The organism is Arthrobacter cavernae (assembly GCF_017368795.1).
GTDB classification, from domain to species: Bacteria; Actinomycetota; Actinomycetes; order Actinomycetales; family Micrococcaceae; genus Arthrobacter; species Arthrobacter cavernae.
The window spans coordinates 75,993-96,939 of the sequence record NZ_JAFNLL010000012.1 but is presented as its reverse complement, the minus strand read 5'-3'; the positions used below and the strand labels follow the sequence as shown (position 1 = coordinate 96,939).

Annotated in this window: 20 protein-coding genes and 2 pseudogenes; 10 read left to right on the top strand and 12 right to left on the bottom strand. The window is 66.7% G+C overall.

The window, feature by feature from the left end; all coding sequences use genetic code 11:
• Window positions 1-43: 43 nt before the first annotated feature.
• From J1902_RS06830 to paaA, 6 genes are read right to left on the bottom strand one after another with little or no spacing between them, the layout of a single operon-like run.
• Window positions 44-823 (bottom strand): enoyl-CoA hydratase/isomerase family protein, encoded by a 780-nt coding sequence (locus J1902_RS06830; RefSeq protein ID WP_207615496.1) that lies wholly within the window; start codon window positions 821-823, stop codon window positions 44-46.
• 25 nt (window positions 824-848) lie between these two features.
• The gene (gene paaE, locus J1902_RS06825; protein WP_207615495.1) at window positions 849-2,054 is read right to left on the bottom strand and encodes a 1,2-phenylacetyl-CoA epoxidase subunit PaaE; all 1,206 of its coding nucleotides are present in this window, start codon (window positions 2,052-2,054) and stop codon (window positions 849-851) included.
• An 8-nt stretch (window positions 2,055-2,062) separates the two neighbouring features.
• Window positions 2,063-2,611 (bottom strand): 1,2-phenylacetyl-CoA epoxidase subunit PaaD, encoded by a 549-nt coding sequence (paaD, locus tag J1902_RS06820; RefSeq protein ID WP_207615494.1) that lies wholly within the window; start codon window positions 2,609-2,611, stop codon window positions 2,063-2,065.
• Complete coding sequence (gene paaC, locus J1902_RS06815; protein WP_207615493.1) at window positions 2,608-3,525, bottom strand: 1,2-phenylacetyl-CoA epoxidase subunit PaaC; 918 nt, start codon at window positions 3,523-3,525, stop codon at window positions 2,608-2,610. Before paaC ends, paaD begins: the two co-directional genes overlap by 4 nt.
• Entirely contained in the window at window positions 3,522-3,875 is a 354-nt protein-coding gene (gene paaB, locus J1902_RS06810) for a 1,2-phenylacetyl-CoA epoxidase subunit PaaB (RefSeq protein ID WP_207615492.1), read from the bottom strand. The genes paaC and paaB overlap by 4 nt, the downstream gene beginning before the upstream one ends.
• On the bottom strand, window positions 3,872-4,867 hold the full coding sequence (paaA, locus tag J1902_RS06805) for a 1,2-phenylacetyl-CoA epoxidase subunit PaaA (RefSeq protein WP_207615491.1): 996 nt from the start codon (window positions 4,865-4,867) through the stop codon (window positions 3,872-3,874). The genes paaB and paaA overlap by 4 nt, the downstream gene beginning before the upstream one ends.
• 208 nt (window positions 4,868-5,075) lie before the next feature.
• Here paaA and J1902_RS06800 point away from each other — a divergent pair, with 208 nt between their 5' ends.
• On the top strand, window positions 5,076-5,678 hold the full coding sequence (locus tag J1902_RS06800; RefSeq protein WP_207615490.1) for an arsenate reductase/protein-tyrosine-phosphatase family protein: 603 nt from the start codon (window positions 5,076-5,078) through the stop codon (window positions 5,676-5,678).
• 11 nt (window positions 5,679-5,689) lie between these two features.
• Here the strand turns inward: J1902_RS06800 and J1902_RS06795 are convergent, their stop codons facing one another.
• Window positions 5,690-6,007, bottom strand: a complete 318-nt coding sequence (locus tag J1902_RS06795) for a hypothetical protein (RefSeq protein ID WP_207615489.1) — start codon at window positions 6,005-6,007, stop codon at window positions 5,690-5,692.
• Between the two features lie 177 nt (window positions 6,008-6,184).
• On the opposite strand from J1902_RS06795, the gene J1902_RS06790 reads away from it, so the two are divergent.
• The 3 genes from J1902_RS06790 (at window position 6,185) to J1902_RS06780 (ending at window position 11,067) form a co-directional block, all read left to right on the top strand.
• Window positions 6,185-7,306 (top strand): LCP family protein, encoded by a 1,122-nt coding sequence (locus tag J1902_RS06790; protein WP_207615488.1) that lies wholly within the window; start codon window positions 6,185-6,187, stop codon window positions 7,304-7,306.
• 77 nt (window positions 7,307-7,383) lie between these two features.
• Window positions 7,384-9,573, top strand: a complete 2,190-nt coding sequence (locus tag J1902_RS06785) for a S9 family peptidase (protein ID WP_207615487.1) — start codon at window positions 7,384-7,386, stop codon at window positions 9,571-9,573.
• A gap of 261 nt (window positions 9,574-9,834) precedes the next feature.
• On the top strand, window positions 9,835-11,067 hold the full coding sequence (locus J1902_RS06780) for a S8 family peptidase (RefSeq protein ID WP_207615486.1): 1,233 nt from the start codon (window positions 9,835-9,837) through the stop codon (window positions 11,065-11,067).
• Between the two features lie 19 nt (window positions 11,068-11,086).
• Here the strand turns inward: J1902_RS06780 and J1902_RS06775 are convergent.
• Window positions 11,087-11,398 (bottom strand): annotated as a pseudogene (locus J1902_RS06775) (GNAT family N-acetyltransferase); the annotation flags it as partial.
• 148 nt (window positions 11,399-11,546) lie between these two features.
• On the opposite strand from J1902_RS06775, the gene J1902_RS06770 reads away from it, so the two are divergent.
• The 3 genes from J1902_RS06770 to J1902_RS06760 all read left to right on the top strand — a co-directional run bounded on the left by J1902_RS06770 (window position 11,547) and on the right by J1902_RS06760 (window position 14,036).
• On the top strand, window positions 11,547-12,008 hold the full coding sequence (locus J1902_RS06770; RefSeq protein WP_207615485.1) for a hotdog fold thioesterase: 462 nt from the start codon (window positions 11,547-11,549) through the stop codon (window positions 12,006-12,008).
• A 7-nt stretch (window positions 12,009-12,015) separates the two neighbouring features.
• Entirely contained in the window at window positions 12,016-13,353 is a 1,338-nt protein-coding gene (gene paaK / locus J1902_RS06765; RefSeq protein WP_207615484.1) for a phenylacetate--CoA ligase PaaK, read from the top strand.
• An 80-nt stretch (window positions 13,354-13,433) separates the two neighbouring features.
• A complete protein-coding gene (locus J1902_RS06760) occupies window positions 13,434-14,036 on the top strand; it encodes a TetR/AcrR family transcriptional regulator (RefSeq protein ID WP_207615483.1) in 603 nt (200 codons plus the stop codon).
• 123 nt (window positions 14,037-14,159) lie between these two features.
• Here the strand turns inward: J1902_RS06760 and J1902_RS06755 are convergent, their stop codons facing one another.
• Entirely contained in the window at window positions 14,160-14,567 is a 408-nt protein-coding gene (locus tag J1902_RS06755) for a VOC family protein (RefSeq protein ID WP_207615482.1), read from the bottom strand.
• A gap of 119 nt (window positions 14,568-14,686) precedes the next feature.
• Here J1902_RS06755 and mscL point away from each other — a divergent pair, with 119 nt between their 5' ends.
• The gene (gene mscL, locus J1902_RS06750) at window positions 14,687-15,160 is read left to right on the top strand and encodes a large conductance mechanosensitive channel protein MscL (RefSeq protein WP_207615481.1); all 474 of its coding nucleotides are present in this window, start codon (window positions 14,687-14,689) and stop codon (window positions 15,158-15,160) included.
• Window positions 15,161-15,310: 150 nt separating this feature from the next.
• On the opposite strand, the gene paaZ is transcribed toward mscL, so the two are convergent.
• The 3 genes and pseudogenes from paaZ to J1902_RS06735 form a co-directional block, all read right to left on the bottom strand.
• Window positions 15,311-17,410, bottom strand: coding sequence for a phenylacetic acid degradation bifunctional protein PaaZ (gene paaZ / locus J1902_RS06745; protein ID WP_207615480.1), 2,100 nt, complete (start codon window positions 17,408-17,410; stop codon window positions 15,311-15,313).
• Between the two features lie 171 nt (window positions 17,411-17,581).
• Complete coding sequence (locus tag J1902_RS06740; protein WP_207615479.1) at window positions 17,582-18,310, bottom strand: tyrosine-protein phosphatase; 729 nt, start codon at window positions 18,308-18,310, stop codon at window positions 17,582-17,584.
• Between the two features lie 168 nt (window positions 18,311-18,478).
• Window positions 18,479-19,062: pseudogene (locus tag J1902_RS06735) on the bottom strand (GNAT family N-acetyltransferase).
• Between the two features lie 125 nt (window positions 19,063-19,187).
• Here J1902_RS06735 and J1902_RS06730 point away from each other — a divergent pair.
• The gene (locus J1902_RS06730; RefSeq protein ID WP_307794388.1) at window positions 19,188-19,955 is read left to right on the top strand and encodes a nuclear transport factor 2 family protein; all 768 of its coding nucleotides are present in this window, start codon (window positions 19,188-19,190) and stop codon (window positions 19,953-19,955) included.
• 98 nt (window positions 19,956-20,053) lie between these two features.
• Window positions 20,054-20,884 carry an SGNH/GDSL hydrolase family protein gene (locus J1902_RS06725; protein ID WP_207615477.1) on the top strand — a complete coding sequence of 277 codons (831 nt, stop codon included), beginning with the start codon at window positions 20,054-20,056 and terminating at the stop codon, window positions 20,882-20,884.
• The last annotated feature ends 63 nt before the right edge of the window (window positions 20,885-20,947 follow it).

Sequence of the window (20,947 nt, the reverse complement as noted above, 5' to 3'; positions counted from 1 at the left end):
GCGACGGGAGTGTGAGGGCGGGTCTCGGAGATGGCCCTTGAAGCTACCCCTTGAAAACCGGCGCCCGCTTCTCCTGGAAGGCGCGGAAGCCTTCGGCATAGTCGTCGGTCTTGCACAGGCGGGCCTGCTCCGTGTTTTCCTCGGCCATGGAGGCCCACAGGCCCAGGCGCTGGTCGCGGATGTGGGCCACGAGCTCCTTGCTGGCGTTGAAAGCGCCGGTGGCTCCTACGGCCACGCGCTCCACAATGGCGCGCGTCTCCGCGAGCAACACATCGGAAGGCATGGCACGGCTGAACATGCCCTGCGCCACGGCTTCGGTGCCGCTCATGAGCTCGGCGGTGTAGATGAGGTCCAGGGTGCGGTGCATGCCCAGGCGCTCGGCGAAGTACCAGTGGCCGCCGGAGTCCAGGGTTGCTCCCAGCTTGGCGAACGGCGAACCGAACTTGGCGTTGTCCGCCACATAGACAACGTCCGTGGCCAGCAGCAGGCCGAGCCCGACGCCGAGGCACGCCCCATGCGCGGCAGCGAAGGTGGGCGCCGGGAAGGCGGCCATCTTTTTGAGCAGCGGCTCCACGATGCCGCCCAGGTAGGCCTGCGCGTCATCGGTTTCCGGGGTCACGCCCGCGATGTCTCGGCCCGCGCAGAAGGCGCGGCCCTCTCCGCGGAGCAGCAGCGCCCGCACCTCCCCGCGGCCGGCAGCGGCAGCGGCGTCGTCGTACGCTGTATCCAGTTCGGCAAGCGCCGCCTCGTCAAGCGAGTTCAGCTTTTCCGGGGCGTTCAGGACAATTTCGGCAATGCCGCCGGCTATGGTCAGCTCGATCATGCGTGCTCCTCGTTGTCGTCGGGGATTAGACGTCGAAGTCGACGGTGACGGCTTCGCTGGTGGGGTGGGCCTGGCACGTGAGCACATAGCCCTTGTCCAGCTCATCCTGCTCCAGCGCGTAGTTCTCGTCCATCGTCACGGTACCGGTGACCAGCTTGGCGCGGCAGGTGCCGCACACGCCGCCGGCACAAGCGAAGGGCACATCCGGGCGGACGCGCAGGGCCGCGTTCAGGATGGACTCGCGGGCGTGCGTGGGGCTGGCCACCTCGCCGCTGAGGCCGTCCAGCTTGAAGGTGATCTTGAAGGTGTCCTGCGACTCGTCCTCGACCACGGGGCGGCCGGCGTTGCCCTCGGGGCGGTCCGGGCGTCCGGTGGTGAACAACTCGAAGCGGATGTGCTCGGGCTCCACGCCGCGGGCAGCCAGCGTGTCCCGGCAGAGCTGGACCAGCTCGAACGGCCCGCAGAGGAACCATTCGTCCACGTCTTCGGCATGGATGGCGCTGCCGAGCAGGGCCTGCAGCTTCTCGGAATCGATGCGGCCGGTCATCAGCGGCGCGATCCGCTGTTCACGGGACAGCACGTGATGCAGCGCCAGGCGCGAGGGGTACTTGTCCTTCAGGTCCGCGAGTTCCTCGAGGAACATGACGTCCATGGCGGCCTTGTTGGCGTAGATGAGGTCGAAGCGGGTCTCCGGGTTCGCTGCCAGGAGCGTCCGCGCGATCGCGATCACCGGGGTGATGCCGGAGCCGGCGGCGATGGCCACGAAAGAACCCGCGTCGCCAGCAAGCTGTTCCGGATTGTTCATAGAGTTCATGACGTTGTACTGCGTTGGGGCGCCGTCCCTGCCGTGCCGGGAGATGAACGCACCCTGCGGGCTCATGACGTCCAGGGTGTCGCCGGCCTTGAGCTCGGCGTTGGCCCAGGTGGAGAAGAGGCCGCCCAGGTCCTTCTTGATGGCCACCCGGATCTCGCTGCTGCCGTCCTCGAAGCTGCGCGGCTCTGCGCAGATGGAGTAGCTGCGGCGGATCTCGTGCGGCTCGCCGTCTTCGTCCGGCAGCGTGGTGCGCAGGGCGACGTATTGGCCGGGGAGGTAGTCGTATTGCCCGGCCAGCTCGGCGGGAACACCGAAGGTGACCTCGATGGCGTCATCCGTCAGGCGCCGGACTTCCGCGACGGTGAGCTTATGGAAAGACGCACGACGGCGGCTGGCCGTCTGGGTTTCGGTGGTCATGCTGTTCCTTAGATGACTTTGAAGTAGTCGAACGGTTCCTTGCAGTCCTGGCAGACGAACAGCGCCTTGCAGGACGTGGAAGCAAAGCGGGTGAGTTCCTTCGTGTTCAGCGAGGAACATTGGGGGCATTTCACGGCCAGGCTCAGGCGCACAGGGCCCGAGTGCCCACCGGCCGCGGCCCGGCCCGTAGGCGGGGCGATGCCGTACTCCTCCAGTTTGGCCTTGCCGGACTCGGTCATCCAGTCCGTGGTCCAGGCCGGTGCGAGCACCAGGTTGATGTGCACGCTCGGGTAGCCGGCGTCCTTGAACGCGGTGCGCAGGTCGTCGCCGATCGCGTCCATCGCCGGGCAGCCCGAGTACGTGGGCGTGATGGTGACCTCGACGGCGGGACGGGACCCGCCGTCGTCGGGCGTTTCACCGTTTCCGGACAGCCGCACGTCCCGGAGGATCCCCAGGTCCGCGATGGTGAGGACCGGAATCTCCGGATCGCAGACCGTGGACGCGATGTCCCAGGCCTGCTGCTCGGCCGTTCTTGCCTGCGTGTCCACGCTGCTCACCAGCTTGCGCCGGGGTGTTCGCGGGCCAGGACCTGCATTTCCGCCAGCACGTAGCCGAGGAACTCGGAGTGCTTGCCGCGGCGGCCACCGCCCAGGGCCTGCGGAACCTTCGGGATGTCCAGGCCAGCCTCGGCGAGGACCTCGCCGGTGAGGCGGTCAAAGTCTCCGCGCAGGCTGGAAGGCTCCACAGCGGCGCCGCTTTCAGCCAGGCGGGTTGTGAGCTCGTCATCCTCGAAGAGCTCGTCGACATAGGGCCAGATCAGCTGGAAGCCCTGGATCATGCGGGCGCGGGATTCCTCCGTGCCGCCGGCCAGGCGCAGCACCCACTGGGCACTGTGGTCGCGGTGGTAGTCCACTTCCTTGACGGCCTTGGCCGAAATGGCGGCGAGGGTGGCGTCGGTGGACTCCGTCAGCCTGCGGTACAGCTCGTACTGGTAGTAGCTCACCACGAACTGCCGGGCAATGGTGACCGCGAAGTCGCCGTTGGGCTGCTCGACGAGGTGCGCGGACCGGAACTCCGGCTCGCTGCGGAAGTAGGCAAGATCGTCCTCGGACTTCCCCCAGGCCGCACCAGCGTACGTGAGGAAGGAACGGGCATGGCCCAGCTGGTCCAGGGCGATGTTGCCGAGGGCCACGTCCTCCTCAAGCTCCGGTGCACGCGAAATCCAGTGGCCCAGGCGCTGGGCCAGGATGAGGGCGTCGTCGCCGATACGCAGCGCAAATTCGGCGACGTCGTCGCTCGGCTTGACCTGGCCGCGGCGGATCTCGAGGGCGATGTCCTCGGGACGGAGGGCGTTGCCCGGCGTGATGCGCGTGGCGCTGGCCGAACCATCGCCGGAAGCGCCGGCGCCGGAGACGCCCACGGAGATATCGCCGTGGCCCTCGATCGCGAAGTCGGTTGCTTTGTCAGTCACAGGTGCTTCACGCCTTCGCTCTTGGTGTAGTACGTGGCGTGGCGGTAGTCCTTGCCCTGCGGGGACTCGAAGAAGGATCCCTTGGAGTCGGGATCGCTGGAGGAGATCGCCTCGGCCGGGACAACCCAGATGGAGACGCCCTCGTTGCGGCGCGTGTACAGGTCACGGGCGTTGCGCAGGGCCATCGCGGCATCCGGGGCGTGCAGGGAGCCGGCGTGGACATGGGACAGGCCGCGGCTGGAGCGGACGAAGACTTCCCAAAGGGACCAGGGGGTTTCTTCTGGCGTTGGGGCCACGACGACCGGGGTCCCTGGCCGAGCTTGCGAGGTTGGGGAGTCGTTGGGGATCATGCTGCGGATTCCTTCTGTGCTTGCTTGCGGGCGTACGCTGCGGCGGCTTCGCGCACCCAGGCACCGTTTTCGTGTGCCTCGCGGCGGCGCTCGATGCGCTGCGAGTTGCAGGGGCCGCGGCCGGCCAGAACTTCCTTGAACTCGTTCCAGTCCAGGGGGCCGTGTTCCCACTTCTTGGTTTCTTCGTTGAAGCGGATGTCCTTGTCCGGAAGCGTGAGCCCGAGGACACGGACCTGCTCCACCATCATTCCGACGAAGCGGTGGCGCAGTTCGTCGTTGCTGAAGCGCTTGATGTTCCAGGCCATGGACTGCTTGGAGTTGGGGGAATCGTCATCCGGCGGACCGAACATCATCAGCGACGGCGCGTACCAGCGGTTCACGGCCTCCTGGGCCATCTGCTTCTGCTCAGGCGTGCCATTGGAGAGCTCGAGGAGGATTTCGAAACCCTGGCGCTGGTGGAACGATTCTTCCTTGCAGACGCGCACCATCGCGCGGCCGTAGGGACCGTAGGAGGCGCGGCAGAGCGGAACCTGGTTGCAGATGGCGGCGCCGTCAACCAGCCAGCCGATCGCGCCCATGTCTGCCCAGGAAATCGCGGGGTAGTTGAAGATGGACGAGTACCGCGCCTTGCCGGCGATGAGGTCATCCATCATCTTGTCCCGGCTCTGGCCAAGGGTCTCCGCCGCCGAGTACAGGTAGAGGCCGTGGCCGGCCTCGTCCTGGACCTTCGCCATGAGGATGGACTTGCGCTTCAGGCTGGGAGCGCGGGTGATCCAGTTCGCTTCCGGCTGCATGCCGATGATTTCCGAGTGGGCGTGCTGGGAGATCTGGCGCAGAAGCGTCTTGCGGTAGGCCTCCGGCATCCAGTCGCGCGGTTCGATGCGCGAGTCCTCCGAAATGATGCGGTCAAAGTACGCCTGACCGGCCGCCTCCCGCTCTTGCTCTTCCGGGGACAGCTCAGCGGGCACAGACTGCAGGTTCTGCGATGCCATGGTTGCTCCTAATAAATTACCGACCGTTCGTTCAGAATATGCGGAAGCCGTGATTTCCGTCAAGCGTCAAGGACTACAGGAGAAGAAATGCTGCGCGATTCTCGAAAGGGCCGTGTGACAAGACCGCCGCGCGCCCGCGTGTTAACTTGGGGAAGGATCTGCCCGATCCTTAGCTTTTGCCGCACGCCCCTTGGAAAGAGCCCTATTCGTGGAATCGTCTGCACCCGTCCGGATCCTCACCGTCTGCACAGGCAACATCTGCCGCTCCCCCGTGGCGGAAAGACTGCTGCAGGCCGGGCTCGACCAGGTGCTGCCGGGCGCCTTCGAGGTGCGCAGCGCGGGAACGCGGGCCATGGTCGGCGAGCCGATCCAGCCGCCGTCGGCCGCCATCATCCGAGCCTTCGGCGGCACCCCTGACCACTTTGCCGCACGGCAGCTCACGGAGCGGATCCTGCGCCAGACGGACATTGTCCTCACCATGACCACCAAGCACCGCGGCGAAGTCCTCCAGCTGGACGCTTCCCTGCTCAAGCGCACGTTCACCATCCGCGAATTTGCCCGGATGCTTGAGGTTCTTCAGGACCGCGACGGCGGGGCCCCGGCGTCGGGCGCTGAAACCGCCGCGTTCTGGCGGGAGCTGCCCAAGCGCGCCGCCGCCGTGCGGCACCTGACGCTGGCCGCCGACTCCGGGGACAACGACGTCGTGGACCCCTACCGCCGGGGGCCGGAAGTGTACGCGCAGATGGAGGACCAGCTGGCACCGGCCATCCTGACCATCCTGCGCTTCGCCCGGGTCAGCGCCGGACTGTAGGGCTCGCGGGCTCAGGCCGCGAGCGCCACCGGCGCCGCGTGCTCGCGGGGTTCCAGGATGCTGAGCTGGTAGTCGGCCTGCAGCGGGTCGATGGAGGCGGGCAGGTGGTGGGATTCGCTGCATTCGCGGAGCTGCTCAAGGGCGGAGGGTTCCACGCGGGCATGGCTGACATCGACCACGAGCTTGATGCCCTGCCTGAGGTGGTTGGCGCGCCTCATGACGACGTAGAGGGCCTGAAGGTTTCGGGAATTCACATAACCCTGGGCGGCGACCTGCGCCTCACTGCAATCAAGATCCACCCGGACCAGGACACGGAGCTTCTCGTTCAAAATGGTTCTCCCGTCATGCAAGGCCGCGACGCTGCGACCGCTCATCACTTTAGCGCGAAATGTGACGTGCGCAACAGTTTGAGCGCATTGAGGGTCTAAACAGCTGCGCAGAATCTGTTGCCATATTGAGTCATTGGCGCTCGTGTTTTCGGAGTGGGCCGGTGGTACGTTCCGTGCATGGAACCTCAGTCTGATCCGGGCGGAGCCGCTACGGAACCTCCGCCACCGGCCGGCAAGTCCAGCGAACGGCTACGGCGCCTCCGGGTAGGCGCGGTACTCGCCATGGTGCTGGCGTTCGGCATCGTCATTGCAGGGATCATCGTCAACGTCAACCGGACAGCGGTGCCGGGCAGCCCGCCGTCGGGCACCAGCGCCCAAGCCAACTCCACACACACAGCCACTCCCAGCGTCTCGGAGCCGCCGGCCCCGCCGGCACCGGCTGCCCCCGCTGTCCCGCTGCCTCCGGTCCTGCCCGGACTGCCCACTACGCCCATGAACATCCTGCTGATCGGCAGCGATATGCGCGGGGATGCCCGGGCGGCAGCGGAATACACGGCAACCACGGGCCAGCCGTCCGACCACCGCTCGGACAGCCTGATACTCATCCACATTCCGGCCGACCACCAACGGATCTACGGGATTTCCATCATGCGCGACTTGTGGGTGGACATTCCGGGGTACGGCGCATCCAAAATCAACGCCTCCTTGGAGGTCGGGGGCGTGCCGCTCGTGGCGCAGGCCGTGGGCTCGCTGCTGAACACCCGCATCGACCACACCGTCATGCTGGACTTCAACGGCCTCAAGACGCTGACGGACTTCCTCGGCGGGGTGGACGTCAACGTCACGGTACCGTTCACCTCCACGCACGACACGCACCACTATTTCCCGGCCGGTGTGAACAAACTCGACGGGCAGGCCGCCCTTGAGTTCGTGCGCGAGAGGTATGCGTTCATCGACGGCGACTACCAGCGGGTCCGCAACCAGCAGACCTTCGTCCGGGCAATCATGGCCACCCTGGTGAACTCCGGCACCCTGAACGACCCGGCCCGCACGCTGGGGTTCATCACCAGCGTGGCTCCGTACCTCGTGGTGGACCAGGGCTTCGATGTCCTGAACCTGGCAGGCCTGGCATACGGGCTGCGCGGCGTCGACCCCGGCGCAGCGGTGTTCTTCACGCTCCCGACGGCGGGAACCGGCTTCTCGTCGACGGGGCAGTCGATCTTGTTCCCCGACTACGCCGGGATTGCAGCCGTCTCGGCCGCCCTGGCCGAAGGGAGACTGGCCGAATACGGCCCGTAGTCCCCCTCTTGGGGCACTCACCCCGCTCTGAGCGAAATCGTTGGCCGCCTGTCAGGGGCGGTCCCTAGACTTGCCCCATGAGCCAGTCCCCAGCACAGCCGCCCGTCGCCAAGCGCGTCCCCACCTCCCGCGAACACCACGGCGACGTCTTTGTGGACAACTACGAGTGGCTGCGGGAGAAGGACTCCGCGGAGGTTGTGGCGCATCTGAAGGCCGAGAATGCCTACCAGGAAGCCGTCACGGCGCACCAGGAACCCCTGCGCGAGGCCATGTTCCAGGAGATCAAGGGACGCACCCAGGAAACGGACCTGTCCGTGCCCAACCGCAAGGACGCCTGGTGGTACTACTCGCGCTCGGTCGAAGGCAAGGAATACAGCATCCAGTGCCGCGTCCGGGCCGTCGATTCCGGCGATCCGGTGGCCGACTGGACTCCCCCGGTGGTGGAGGCCGGCGTCGCAATCCCCGGTGAGGAAATCCTGCTGGACGGCAACGTGGAGGCCGAAGGCAAGCCGTTCTTCTCCGTCGGCAGTGCCGCGGTGACCATCGACGGGAACCTGTACGCCTACGCCGTGGACAACACCGGCGAGGAACGCTTCACCGTGCGGTTCAAGGACCTGCGCACTGGCGAACTGCTCCCGGACGTCATCGAGGACGTCTTCTACGGGCTGGCCTTCACCCCCGACGGCACCCGGATTTTCTACACCGTGGTGGACGATTCCTGGCGCCCGTACCAGGTCAAGTCGCACGTCCTGGGCACGCCCGTCAGCGAGGACGAGGTGCTTTACCAAGAGGACGACGTCGCCATGTGGCTGGGCTTCGAGCAGTCCGCGGACCGCCGCCACCTCGTGGTGGGCATCGGTTGCTCGGAGTTCAGCGAAACGCGCCTGCTGCGCTTCGACGACTACGACGCGGGCCTGTCCACCGTGATCTCCCGCGACGAGCACCTGCTGTACGAGGCTGAGCCCTTCTTGCTGGATGGCAGCGAGACCCTGCTGATCACGCACAACAAGAATGCCGTCAACTCGATGGTGAGCCTGGTGGACCCGTCCGAGCTCGCCAAGCCGCTCGGCGAGCAGCACTGGCGCACCGTCGTCGAGCATTCCGACGCCGTCCGCGTCAACGGCGCGGGTGTCACCTCAACGCATCTGCTGCTCTCCGTCCGCGAGGACACGATTGAGCGCGTCCAGGTCCTGCCGCTCGCCGGCCTGGGGACGCCGGAGCAGGGCGCCGCGGTGGAGCCGGCCTTCGACGAGGAGCTCTATACGGCCGGCGTTTCCGGCTCGGACTACGAAGCGCCCGTGGTCCGCATGGGCTACACCTCCTACTTCACGCCGTCGCGGGTTTACGACTTCGTCCTGCCGACCGCGGAACAGCCCGCGGGCGAGCTGCTGCTCCGCAAGGAAAGCCCCGTACTGGGCGGCTACTCCGCCGCCGACTATGTGGCCACCCGCGAGTGGGCCGTTGCCGCCGACGGCACCCGCGTGCCCCTGTCCGTACTGCGCCATGCCTCGGTGCCGCAGGACTCCACCGCCGCCGGCCTGGTGTACGGCTACGGTTCCTACGAGGTGAGCATGGACCCGGGCTTCGGCGTGCCCCGGCTCTCCTTGCTGGACCGGGGCATCGTCATGGTGATCGCGCACATCCGTGGCGGCGGCGAACTTGGCCGGCAGTGGTACGAGGACGGCAAGAAGCTCAGCAAGATGAACACGTTCACGGACTTCGTGGCCGCCACCGACTGGCTGGCGCAGTCCGGCTGGGTGGCGCCGGGCCGGATCGCGGCCATGGGTGGATCGGCCGGCGGGCTCCTCATGGGCGCCATCGCCAACCTGGCCCCGGAGAAGTATGCCGCCGTGGTGGCGCAGGTGCCGTTCGTGGATGCGCTGAACACCATATTGGATCCCGAGCTGCCGCTGTCCGCCCTCGAGTGGGAGGAATGGGGCAACCCGATCACGGATCCGGAGGTCTACCGCTACATGAAGGCCTACACTCCGTACGAGAATGTGCGTGCAGTGGATTACCCGCGGATTGCGGCCGTGACCTCGTTCAATGACACGCGCGTGCTCTATGTGGAACCCGCCAAGTGGGTGCAGAAACTGCGGTCCCTGACCACCGGTTCGGAACCGATCGTCATGAAGATCGAGATGGACGGTGGCCACGGTGGGGCCTCCGGCCGGTACGTGCAGTGGCGCGAGCGGGCCTGGGACTACGCCTTCGTGGCCGACGCCCTGGGCGCAGTCCTGCTGCTGCCGGGCGCGGGCCTGAAGTAGGCCCGCGGGCCGGGCCGCGGCTGCCTTTCAGAATCCCATTGACAGCCTCTTGGGCCGCCACTAGCCTTTTAGTGCATTCATTTGAATAACCCAGCGTCCGGCTCATCCAACGGGATTCGCAGCCGTCCGCCATGGAGTTCCGCGGCTGGGGCCAGTACTCCGTTCCGCGCCGGGCGTGCAGGCCCGGCGCCTGCACATCCACATACCGCCGCCCCGGCCTGACGGGCCGGCCCGGCGGCGCAGGCGGCCAAGGAGCACCCCATGCCCGCAACAACAGTCAAGCAAAACATCCTCATCCTGCGTGCGCCCGCCCTGCGGGCCACCCGCGACCCTTTTGACGGCCTGGGCGCCAGGGGTCTCGGCGACCCCAACGGCGCCCAGGCGGAACGGGCCGTTGCCCTCAAGGCAGAGACAGCGGAAAATCCCAGCAGCGCCACGATCGATGCCCTGCACCGGGACCCCACTGTCCTGGGCTACGCACCGTTCATGCCCATCAAACTCATCGAGCCGCTCGCGGCCCCCGAGCCGGCCGCAGCCGCAGCCGTAACCTGGGGTGTCAAGGCCGTGGGCGCGGACACCTCCCCCTACACCGGGGCCGGCGTCACGGTGTCCGTCCTGGACACCGGAATCGACGCCGACCATCCGGCGTTCACCGGCGTCGACCTGGTCACCAAGGACTTCACGGGCGCGGGAAGCGCCGAGGACGACAACGGCCACGGCACGCACTGCGCGGGCACCATCTTCGGCCGCGACCTGGCGGGCCAACGCATCGGCGTGGCCCGCGGTGTCCAGCGGGCGCTCATCGGCAAGGTCCTGGGTGGACCCGACGGCGGCCGCAGCGACACGCTCGCGGCGGCCATGCTGTGGGCGGCGGACAACGGCGCCAACGTCATCTCCATGTCCCTGGGCATGGACTTCCCGGGGCTGGTGGACGAGCTGGTCCAGGTCAACGGGCTGCCCATCCCCGCTGCCACATCGATTGCCCTGGATGGCTACCGGGCCAACATCCGGCTGTTTGAGCAACTGGCAAGCCTGCTCAACGCCCGCGCCGCGGTGGCCCAGACCACCCTGGTGGTGGCGGCGGCAGGCAACGAAAGCGAGCGCGCCAGCAACCCGGCGTACGAGATCAACGTGGCCCCTCCCGCGGCGGCCTACGGCATCACATCCGTGGCGGCCCTCGCGGAGGGCGCAAACGGCCACACCGTGGCGCCTTTCTCGAACACCATGGCCACCGTTGCGGGCCCCGGCGTCGCCGTCACCAGCGCGTGGCTCAACGGCGGGACCAAGACCATCAGCGGCACCAGCATGGCAACGCCGCACGTGGCCGGCGTGACCGCACTCTGGGCCGAACGGCTGCTGGCGCAGGGCCCCTTGAGCCCCACCCTGCTGCAGTCCAAACTGATCGGTTCCGGAACGTTCACGCCGCTCAAGGCGGGGACTGATCCCGTCGACGTCGGGGCCGGCCTGGTCCAGGCGCCCACGGCTGCCAACTGATTCCGGCGCGGGGGCGCGCTTACTGACGGGCGCGCCATTCCGAGTCGAGGATGGCGTAGATGGCCTCGGAGGCCCACTGGCCCTTGTAGTGCCAGTTGTCCACCAGCGTGGCCTACAGGCGCATGCCCAGGCGCCGGCAGATCGCTGCCGAAGCCGTGCTGAGGAGGTCCAGCTTGGCGTCGATCCGGTGGAAGCCCAGCTCTTCAAACGCCATGCGCATCACGGCCTCCGCTGCCTCGGTGGCGATGCCCTGGCCGCGGCCTTCGGGCGCCAGGATCCAGCCCAGCTCGCCCCGCCCGGCCCCCGGTAGCCGTTTCAGCACCAGTTCGCCGTTCGGTGGTGATGGGGGTTCAATCTCGGGCATGGCATCGAGGCTACCCCTTCCCGAGCTCCGCCCATTAAGGGCCCGCTCTTGACAGTTCAAGCGATCTGGGATTACCTAATGAACATTCGGTAAATAAAGCTGGAGGCAATGACGCATGGTTGAAGCAACCCTTTCCGGTGCAACGCACCACATCCTGGCGAACGACCACGCCTCCGAATGGATGGGCATCGAAGTCCTCAAACTGGCGCACGGCCACGCCACCATCCGCATGTCACTCCGGCAGGAGATGCTCAACGGTTTCGGCATGGCGCACGGTGGAATGATCTTCGCCTTCGCGGACTCCGCCTTCGCCCTCGCCTGCAACCCGGCCAACCCCACGCCGGCTGAAGCACACAAGATCACGGTGGCGTCCGGCGTCGACATCAATTTCCTCAAGCCCGCATACCAGGGCCAGGTGATCACCGCCGTCGCGAACCGCCGCGCCCACACCGGCCGCAGCGGGCTCTACGACATCCAGATCTACGCAGCGGACGCCGGCACCACCACCGATCCGGCGACACCAGGCGAACTCATCGCCGAGTTCCGCGGCCGCAGCCGCACCATCTCCAAGAAGTAGGAATCCCATGACCCAGAACACCGCCGCCGCAGTGTCCGCCCCGGACGCCCCCGTGCTGGACCGCGAAGAAACCATGTCCCGGGACGAGCTTGAGGCGCTGCAGCTCAGCCGCCTCCAGCACACCGTGGCCTACGCCTACGAGCGCGTGCCGCTGTACAAGCGCAAGTTCGACGAGACCGGCGTCCACCCCTCGGACCTCCGCGAGCTGGGCGATCTCGGCAAGTTCCCGTACACCACCAAGGAAGACCTCCGCCTGGAGTACCCCTTCGGCATGTTCGCCGTGCCCCAGAACGAGGTGGCCCGGATCCACGCCAGCTCCGGCACCACCGGCCGCCCCACCGTGGTGGGCTACACCAAGAACGACCTCGCCAACTGGGCCACCCTGGTTGCCCGTTGCTTCCGCGCCTCGGGTATCCGTCCCGGCATGAAGGTCCACAACGCCTACGGCTACGGCCTGTTCACCGGCGGCCTGGGCGCTCACGCAGGCGCCGAGGCCCTCGGCTGCACCGTCATCCCCATGTCCGGCGGCCAGACCGAACGCCAGATCCAGCTCATCCAGGACTTCCAGCCGGACGCCATCCTGGCCACGCCCAGCTACCTGCTGACCATCGCCGACGCCATGGCGCACATGGGCATCGATCCGGCCTCCACCTCGCTCAAGTACGCCGTGCTGGGCGCCGAGCCGTGGACCGAGGAAATGCGCCACGAGCTCGAGACCACCATGAACATCAAGGCCTCCGACATCTACGGCCTGTCCGAGGTCATGGGCCCAGGCGTGGCCGGCGAAGCCGTGGAAACCCAGGACGGCTGCCACATCTGGGAGGACCACTTCCGCCCCGAGATCATCGACCCGTTCGACCACACCACGGTCCTGGCCGACGGCGAACCGGGCGAGCTCGTCTTCACCTCGCTGACCAAGGAAGCGCTGCCGATCATCCGGTACCGCACCAAGGACCTCACGCGCCTGCTGCCCGGCACCGCCCGCCCGGCGCACCGCCGCATCGGCCGCATCACGGGCCGCAGCGACGACATGATCATCCTGCGCGGCGTGAACATCTTCCCCTCGCAGATCGAGGAAATCGCCCTGCGCATCCCGGAGCTGAGCCCGCACTTCCAGCTCGAAATCACCCGCCCCGAGGGCAAGCGCATGGACTCCCTCACGGTCAAGATCGAACGCCGCGAGAACGTCACGGGCGAGGCAAGCTCGACGGCGGCCCTGGCCCTGCGCGAGCAGATCAAGATCCACGTGGGGTCCTCCTGCGTGGTGGACGTGGTGGAGCCGGGCTCGCTTGAGCGGTCCAGCGGCAAGCTGCGCCGCATCTACGACCTGCGCCCCAAGGGCTGAGCGTTTGGCGACGCCGCGTGTCACTGACATGCGGCGTCGCTGAACGGCCGCCCGCCAAGAGATCGTGAGAAAATGCCACCATGCCTACTGAGACAACCACCAAGCGGGGCCGCCCCGGCTACGACCAGCAGTCGGTGCTGCGGATCGCCGTCGACGTCTTCAACCGCCACGGCTACGACGCCACGTCCATGGGCATCCTGGCCGAGAACCTCGGGATCTCCAAGTCGGCCATCTACCACCACGTGCCGTCCAAGGGCGAGCTGCTGAAGCTCGCCTTGGAGCACGCCTTGGGCGGCCTGGAGGCGATTCTGGAGCAGCCCGCGGCCATGTCCGGGCCAGCCGATGCCCGCCTGGAATTCGTGCTGCGACAGACCATTGCCGTGCTGGTGGACAGGCTCCCGTTCGTGACCCTGCTGCTGCGGCTGCGCGGCAACACGGAGATCGAGCGCGACGCCCTTGAGCGGCGGCGCGCCTTCGACCACAAGGTGGCTGCGCTGATTTCAGCGGCCCGTGAGGACGGCTCGCTGCGCCAGGACATTGACCCGCGCACCGTCACCCGGCTGCTGTTCGGCACCATCAACTCGATCGTCGAGTGGTACAAGCCAGGCGGTTCGCTCTCCCCCGAGAAGCTCGCCGACGACGTCATCACCATGGCGTTCGACGGCCTCCACGCCGCGGCCTGACGCTCTCTCACATCCGGGCCAGTTTCCAGGAACGCTCTCTCACATCCGGGTCTGCCAAACGCCGAAACGCTTCCCAGCGGTGCTGGGAAGCGTTTCGTCGTTGATGGCGAAGCGGGCCGTCGCTTACAGCTGGTACTCGGCCTGAGTGCCCAAGGTTTCATGGATGCACAGGATGTTGTTCTCTGTATCCATGAACCAGGCGCACTTGTCGGCGTCGGTGGTACAGATGTGGTTTTCGGTCTTCAGTTCCGGAAGGTCGTAATCCTGGAACGTGACACCGCTTGCCTCCATTTCCGCGACTGTCCGTTCAATATCACGGATCTCAAAGCTCACGGCAGTGTGCTCGGAGTGCATACCGTCCGTGACGGGCATCAGCTGCAGCATGGGGCCGCCGTCGGTGCCAAATAGATCGTTTCCATCCCACGTGGTGCCGCGGTGCCGGAGGCCGAGCTTTTCCGCATAGAACGTGCGGGCCCGGGATGCATCGTCGACTGGCAGGATGGTTGTGGCTGTGCTGGGTGCTAGGGTCATGTGGCCACCTCCTACCTTGAAAATTTTACGCCGGGCGGGCTCTGAAAGATCCTTCCAGGGAGAAACCACAGGCTCCGCACCCCTGCCCGATGGGAGCCCGGCAGGTCTAGCATCGAGCCATGTCGAATATGTGGAAAGAATTCAAAGCCTTTGCCATGGGCGGCAACATGTTTGATCTGGCCCTTGGCTTCATCATCGGAATTGCATTTGCTGCCCTTGTGGAGAGCCTCGCCAACGACATCCTGCTGCAGCTCGTGGCAGCAATCTTTGGCACCCCGGACTTCACGGCGCTGAGCTTCACTCTCAACGACGCCGAGATCAGGTATGGCAGCTTCCTCACCGTGCTGATCCAGTTCCTGCTGCTGGCGCTCGTGCTCTTCGGAATCGTCAAGCTCCTCAAGCGCTTCGGCATGGGCAACTTCCGGGCCCAGGGCCAGCAGGAATGCCCGTACTGCAAGGAATTCGTGGCCATCGATGCCATCAAGTGCAAGTTCTGCACCGCCGACATCGAGCCCGGGCAGCTTGAGGAAGAGGACGTCGAACTACTCAAGAAGCGCGAAGGCTGGCAGAACCCCAACGACGGCATCGCCTGACCCGGAAGAACAGAAACCCTCCCCCACCGTCCGTGAACTGGTCACGTGGTGAAGGAGGGTTTCTGTTTTTGGGCCCAAAGGTGAGAGAGCGTTGGGCCCAAACAGCCCAAAGGTGAGAGAGCGTCGGGGGCTGCTGTTCGGGGGCGGGGCCTACTTCTCTACGAGGGTCAGGACGTCGTACGTGGCCACGATTTCGTCGTTCTGATTGGTCAGGGCGGCGTCCCAGGCGACCTCGCCGTATTCGTCGGTTTCACGCGGTGTGATCTTCTTCGCGGTGAGCGTGACGCGGATGGAATCGCCGGCCGCCACGGGGGTGATGAAGCGCAGGCCCTCCAGGCCGTAGTTGGCCAGGACGGGGCCCGGAGCCGGCTCCACGAACAGGCCTGCGGCCCAGCTCAGGAGCAAGTAGCCGTGGGCCACGATGCCCGGGAAGAACGGGTTGGCCGCCGCGGCTTCCTGGTTGGTGTGGGCGTAGAAGGTGTCACCCGTGGAGTTGGCGAAGGCGGTGATGTCCTCGAGGGTGACTTGGCGCAGCTCCGAACGGACGGCGTCGCCGATGTGCAGGGTCGCCAGGGACTTGCGGAACGGGTGCGTTCCCTCGGTCTCCACGGTGAAGTTGCGGTCCGCGCCGGCGTGCCAGACGCCGGTCACGGCGGTGAGCATGTTCGGCGAGCCCTGGATGGCGGTGCGCTGCATGTGGTGCATGACCGAGCGGATGCCGCCCAGCTCCTCGCCGCCACCGGCGCGGCCGGGGCCGCCGTGGACCAGGTGCGGAACCGGTGAACCGTGGCCGGTGGACGAACGGGCATCCTCACGGTTGAGCATGTGGACGCGGCCGTGGTGGGCAGCGATGCCGGTCACGAGCTCGCGGGCAACGGAAGGATCATTGGTGCACACGGAGGCCACCAGGGAGCCGGCACCGCGGGCCGCGAGGCGGGTGGCGTCGGCCAGGTCCGTGTAGCCGATCACCGAGGACACCGGGCCGAAGGCCTCGAGCGAGTGGACTTCCTCGGCTTCGGCGTCGGCCCAGCTGAGCAGCACGGGGGACATGAAGGCGCCGTCTTCCACGACGCCCACGGTGCCGCCGACGGAGGTGACCGACGGCGAATCGAGCGTCCCGTACGCGAGCTCACCGCCGGCGTCGAGCATGGCCTGGACAGCGGCACGGACGTCGGCCAGCTGCTCAAGGGATGCGAGCGCACCCATGGTGACGCCCTCGGCGCGCGGGTCCCCGACCACGACGCGCTCGCTGATGCGGGCGCCGATGGCGGCGGAGACCTCGGACGTGAGCTCCTGAGGCACGATGATGCGGCGGATGGAGGTGCACTTCTGGCCGGCCTTGACGGTCATCTCCGTGACGACGGCCTTGACGAAGGCGTCGAACTCCGGGGTGCCGGGGACGGCGTCCGGGCCGAGGATCGCGGCGTTGAGGGAGTCGGTTTCCGAGGTGAAGCGGACGCCGCCCTCGATGACGTTGCGGTGCGACTTGAGCGAGTTGGCGGTGGAGGCCGAGCCGGTGAAGGCCATGAGGTCGCGGTAGTCGAGTTCGTCCATGAGGGTGCGTGCCGAGCCGGAGATCAGCTGCAGCGAGCCGGCAGGCAGGATGTTGGATTCCACCATGGCCTTGACGGCTGCGGCGGCCACGTAGCCCGTGGGCGTGGCCGGCTTCACGATGGTCGGGACGCCGGCCAGGAAGGCAGGGGCGAACTTCTCCAGCATGCCCCAGACCGGGAAGTTGAACGCGTTGATCTGCACGGCGACGCCCGGGATGCGGGTGTAGATGTGCTCGCCAACGAAGGAACCATCCTTGGACAGGACCTCCATGGGGCCATCCACCACCACCTGCGAGTTCGGCAGCTCGCGGCGGCCCTTGGAGCCGAAGGTGAACAGCACGCCGATGCCGCCGTCGATGTCGATCATCGAGTCGATCTTGGTGGCGCCGGTCTTGGCGGAGGAGGCGTAGAGCTCTTCGCGGCGGCCGTTGAGGTACTGCGCGAGTTCCTTGAGCTTGAGGGCGCGTTGGTGGAAGGTCAGTTTGCCGAGTTCGGCCTGGCCGGTAGTGCGCCCGTGGTTCACGACGGCGGCGAGGTCCAGGCCGTCGGTGCTGACCGTGGCGAGGAGTTCGCCGGTGCTGGCGTCACGGACCGGGACACCGGCCGCTTCGGCGGCAGGCGTCCACCAGGCATCCTTGATGTAACTGGGGACGGTGGCAACAGCTGTGGTTTCCGGAGCGACTGCGGTACTGGTCATCGTCGACGGGTCCTTCCAAGACGGTGGCGATCATGGCATGGCTGACCGGCGCGGCATCAGGAGGGTATTACTGACCGGCCGTTCGGTAATATATACAGGGTACATGAAGTCGCCCCGGTGCACAGCAGCAATTTCACCGGACCGGCCCCGTCACGGCGTGGCGCTGCCCTGTCACGGCGTGGCGCTGCCGCCCAGCTTCGCCCGGAGCGCCGCAAGCCCACCGGCGGAAAGGCCGTTGGCCTGCAGAAATTCGGCCGTGTCCAGGGAATGCCTGAACGCCAGGAGGCTGGCGCGGCGCGACTCCAGCAGGGCTTCCAGCGCGGGCTCGTCAAGGTAGGGATCATGGGTATGCGGGGCAGGGTGGACGCGGTGGCGGTCATTGATGCCGCGGGCGCCCAGTTCATAGCCACGGAGCACGTCCTCATCGGTGGCACCGGCCAGATCCTGCAGCATCACGGCGATGATCCCGCTGCGGTCCCGCCCCGCCGAACAGTGCACCACCACCTTGCCCCGGGCCGCCGCAATCGCCGCGAACACGGCCGCCAGCTTCTCCGGGAACAGCCGCACATAGTCGGCATAGTGCGCGGGATCCTTGAGGTAGGGGCCCACGAGCGCCGTAAACTCCCCGTTGACAGGGTCTTCCGTGGGGCAATGCACGACGTCGATGCCGGCCATGGCTTCGGCACCCACCAACGGGTCCGTCTCCCGGCGCTGCCCCTCCGCAAGGCTCCGCAGATCGATCACGGTGCGGACGCCGTCGTCGTACATCTGGCGCCACCCGGCCTCGCTGAGCCATTCGCGGCGCCCCATCCGGTACACGCCGCCGGCGATCAGCCAGGCGTTGACGGCGCCGTCCCAGCGGACGCCAAAATGCTGTGCCGCTGCCGCAATCCCCTCCATACCGGACAGCTAAGCACATGGTGGGCGCAGGCACAGGCACGTTTTCAGGACGCTGGCCCACCACATCCGACCATGTTTGCGCATTCAATTGGCACCTGGCCCTCGTGGATCCAAGGGACATCCCCCAGGATGGCGCCAAAAGTGGTCGGACGTTGTGGCGCCGACGGACTAGCGATGCTTCGCCAGCCTGAACTCGAGTCCGTTGCGGACGGCGGGCCATTCGTGTTCCAGGATGGAGAACACCACGGTGTCCCGCAGCACGCCGTCGCTAGTGCGGGAGTGGTTGCGCAGCACGCCGTCCTGCTTGGCCCCGAGCCGGGCAATGGCTTCCCGCGATTGGTGGTTCAGCCAGTGCGTGCGGAACTCCACGGCGGGGCAGCCCAGGGTCTCGAAGGCATGGCGGAGGAGCAGGAGCTTGGAATCCGGGTTGCTGCCGCTGCCATGGGCCGAGGCTGCGTTCCAGGTGGAGCCGATCTCCACCCGGGGCGTTGCGGCGTCGATGTTCATGTATGTCGTCATGCCGATGATCTTGCCGGTGGCATTCAGCCGGGTGGCGAAGGGCACCATGGATCCCGCTGCTTGCAGGGCCCGATCTCCGCCGCCATGCCCTCGGGTTCCGGGACGGAGGTGTACCAAAGTTTCCATAGTTCGCCGTCGTTGACGGCGTCCACGAGTCCGTCGTGGTGCTCCGGGCCCAAGGGCTCCAGGGTCACGAACTGGCCGGTCAGGGTGATGGGCTCGATTGAAGTCACCCGGTTTAGCATAGTAGCGCCGTAACCACCGGCGCCCTTGGAATCTCTGGCGGGCGGAGGTGCCCCTCCCTACACTGGGTTTCAGCTGAGCGCAGCTCGCCCGCAATACTTCAACGACGAAAGCGATGTGCATTGAGATGGACGCCAGAGACGTAGTTGCCGCCGCCGCGACCGAATTGTTCGAGAACAGAGACGCATCAGCCGTGGACCGCTTGGTTTCAGCCAGCTACCGCCAACACAGCGCCCTCATTGCCGACGGACCGGAGGCCCTGCGGGGCCTGGTGGCCAATCTGCCAGAAGGGTTCCGTTACGAGCCGGCCAGGTTCCTCGTTGACGGGAACCTGGTGGCGCTGCACGGCACGTACCATGGCTTCGGCCCGGACCCGCTGGCGGCGTTCGACGTCTTCCGGGTGGAAGACGGGAAACTGGCGGAACACTGGGATGCGCTGCAGCCCGTGGTTGCCCAGACAGCCAGCGGCCGCAGCCAGACGGACGGCCCCACGGCTGTGGCCGAGCCGGAGTCAACCGAAGCGAACCGTGCCCTGGTGACCGAGTTTGCGGAAAAGGTCCTGAAAGGCGCCGATTACGCGGTACTGACTGACTACATCTCCGCCGAGAGCTACCAACAGCACAATCCCGAGGCCGCCGACGGCCTCGATGGGTTCGGCGCGGCCGCTGCCAAGTGGGCCGAGGAGGGCAAGCTCCTCAAATACGACACGGTGCACAAGGTCATAGCCGACGGCGAGTTCGTGCTTCTGCAGTCCGAGGGTGAGTTCGGGGTTCCGGTGGCCTTCTACGATCTCTTCCGCGTGTCCGACGGCAAGATCGTGGAGCACTGGGATGTCATAGCACCGATCCCGGCCGAGCTGCCGCACGGCAACGGGCTGTTCTAGGCGCCCCTCCGAAAAAACGCGCACCGACTTCCCCGACTTCCAAAACCCCATGACGTAGTGTGCCAATCACCATGTCAGTGCGACTGAAGGGAAGTTCCATGAAAGTCCTTAATGCCCGACGCCGGCCGCTCGCCTTGGCGGCCAGCGTCGCCACCGTGGCCCTCGCTTTCGGCCTGTCCGGCGCGCCGGCCCAGGCCGCCCCGGTTTCCCCTCTCGCCGAAAAGCAGCCGGAGGTCTACGTTGCCCTCGGTGATTCCTATGCTGCCGGCACCGGCGGCGGCACCGCTGTTCCGAGCCCCCTCCCCCCACTTGACTGCAAGCAGACTTCCCAGGCCTACCCCGCCTTGCTGGATGGCACCAACCTCGGCTGCTTCGGTGCCACCACCGGCCAAGTCGCAGGCATTGCCACGTTGTCGGCAGCTGTTCTGGGCCAGGCCACGGAAGTGACCATCACCGCGGGCGGTAACGATGCCGGAGTTGGCGCTGTTACCGCCTTCTGCGTTGCCGCTCCGTTCAGCCCGGCCTGTGCCGGGGCCATTGCCGCCGTGCCGGGCACGTTGCCGGACGTGCAAACGAATGTGGCCGACTTGGTGGACTACGTCCAGACCTTGGCACCGAATGCCGACGTCGTGGTGACGGGCTATCCGCGGCTCTTCACCGTCAGCGGCATGGACCCCTCGCTGCAGCCCCTCGCCACCCAGCTCAACGACATGGCAGACAAGCTCAATGCCGCCGTCAAGGCCGGAGCCGCTCAGGCTGGCGTGCCCTTCGTGGACGTGACCAGCCGCTTCAACGGGCATGGCATCGGTTCGGACGCGCCGTGGATCAACTTCGACGGCAACCCGTTGAACACGGACAACTTCCACCCGAACGCCGCCGGCTACAACAACGGCTACCGCACGGCGGTGAACGCCGCCCTCAAGAAGTAGGAACGGCCCGGCCTGCAAAGCGGCCGCGAATGGTAAGCCGTGCGGCGGAGCCCTTGGGGGTCC

Excerpts from the sequence above, each read along its gene's own strand:
- J1902_RS06830 (WP_207615496.1), bottom strand. The coding sequence starts at position 823 with ATGATCGAGCTGACCATAGCCGGCGGCATTGCCGAAATTGTCCTGAAC.
- paaE (WP_207615495.1), bottom strand. The coding sequence starts at position 2,054 with ATGACCACCGAAACCCAGACGGCCAGCCGCCGTCGTGCGTCTTTCCAT.
- paaB (WP_207615492.1), bottom strand. The coding sequence starts at position 3,875 with ATGATCCCCAACGACTCCCCAACCTCGCAAGCTCGGCCAGGGACCCCG.
- paaA (WP_207615491.1), bottom strand. The coding sequence starts at position 4,867 with ATGGCATCGCAGAACCTGCAGTCTGTGCCCGCTGAGCTGTCCCCGGAA.
- J1902_RS06790 (WP_207615488.1), top strand. The coding sequence starts at position 6,185 with ATGGAACCTCAGTCTGATCCGGGCGGAGCCGCTACGGAACCTCCGCCA.
- J1902_RS06785 (WP_207615487.1), top strand. The coding sequence starts at position 7,384 with ATGAGCCAGTCCCCAGCACAGCCGCCCGTCGCCAAGCGCGTCCCCACC.
- J1902_RS06780 (WP_207615486.1), top strand. The coding sequence starts at position 9,835 with ATGCCCGCAACAACAGTCAAGCAAAACATCCTCATCCTGCGTGCGCCC.
- J1902_RS06770 (WP_207615485.1), top strand. The coding sequence starts at position 11,547 with ATGGTTGAAGCAACCCTTTCCGGTGCAACGCACCACATCCTGGCGAAC.
- paaK (WP_207615484.1), top strand. The coding sequence starts at position 12,016 with ATGACCCAGAACACCGCCGCCGCAGTGTCCGCCCCGGACGCCCCCGTG.
- J1902_RS06760 (WP_207615483.1), top strand. The coding sequence starts at position 13,434 with ATGCCTACTGAGACAACCACCAAGCGGGGCCGCCCCGGCTACGACCAG.
- J1902_RS06755 (WP_207615482.1), bottom strand. The coding sequence starts at position 14,567 with ATGACCCTAGCACCCAGCACAGCCACAACCATCCTGCCAGTCGACGAT.
- mscL (WP_207615481.1), top strand. The coding sequence starts at position 14,687 with ATGTCGAATATGTGGAAAGAATTCAAAGCCTTTGCCATGGGCGGCAAC.
- paaZ (WP_207615480.1), bottom strand. The coding sequence starts at position 17,410 with ATGACCAGTACCGCAGTCGCTCCGGAAACCACAGCTGTTGCCACCGTC.
- J1902_RS06740 (WP_207615479.1), bottom strand. The coding sequence starts at position 18,310 with ATGGAGGGGATTGCGGCAGCGGCACAGCATTTTGGCGTCCGCTGGGAC.
- J1902_RS06730 (WP_307794388.1), top strand. The coding sequence starts at position 19,188 with ATGTGCATTGAGATGGACGCCAGAGACGTAGTTGCCGCCGCCGCGACC.
- J1902_RS06725 (WP_207615477.1), top strand. The coding sequence starts at position 20,054 with ATGAAAGTCCTTAATGCCCGACGCCGGCCGCTCGCCTTGGCGGCCAGC.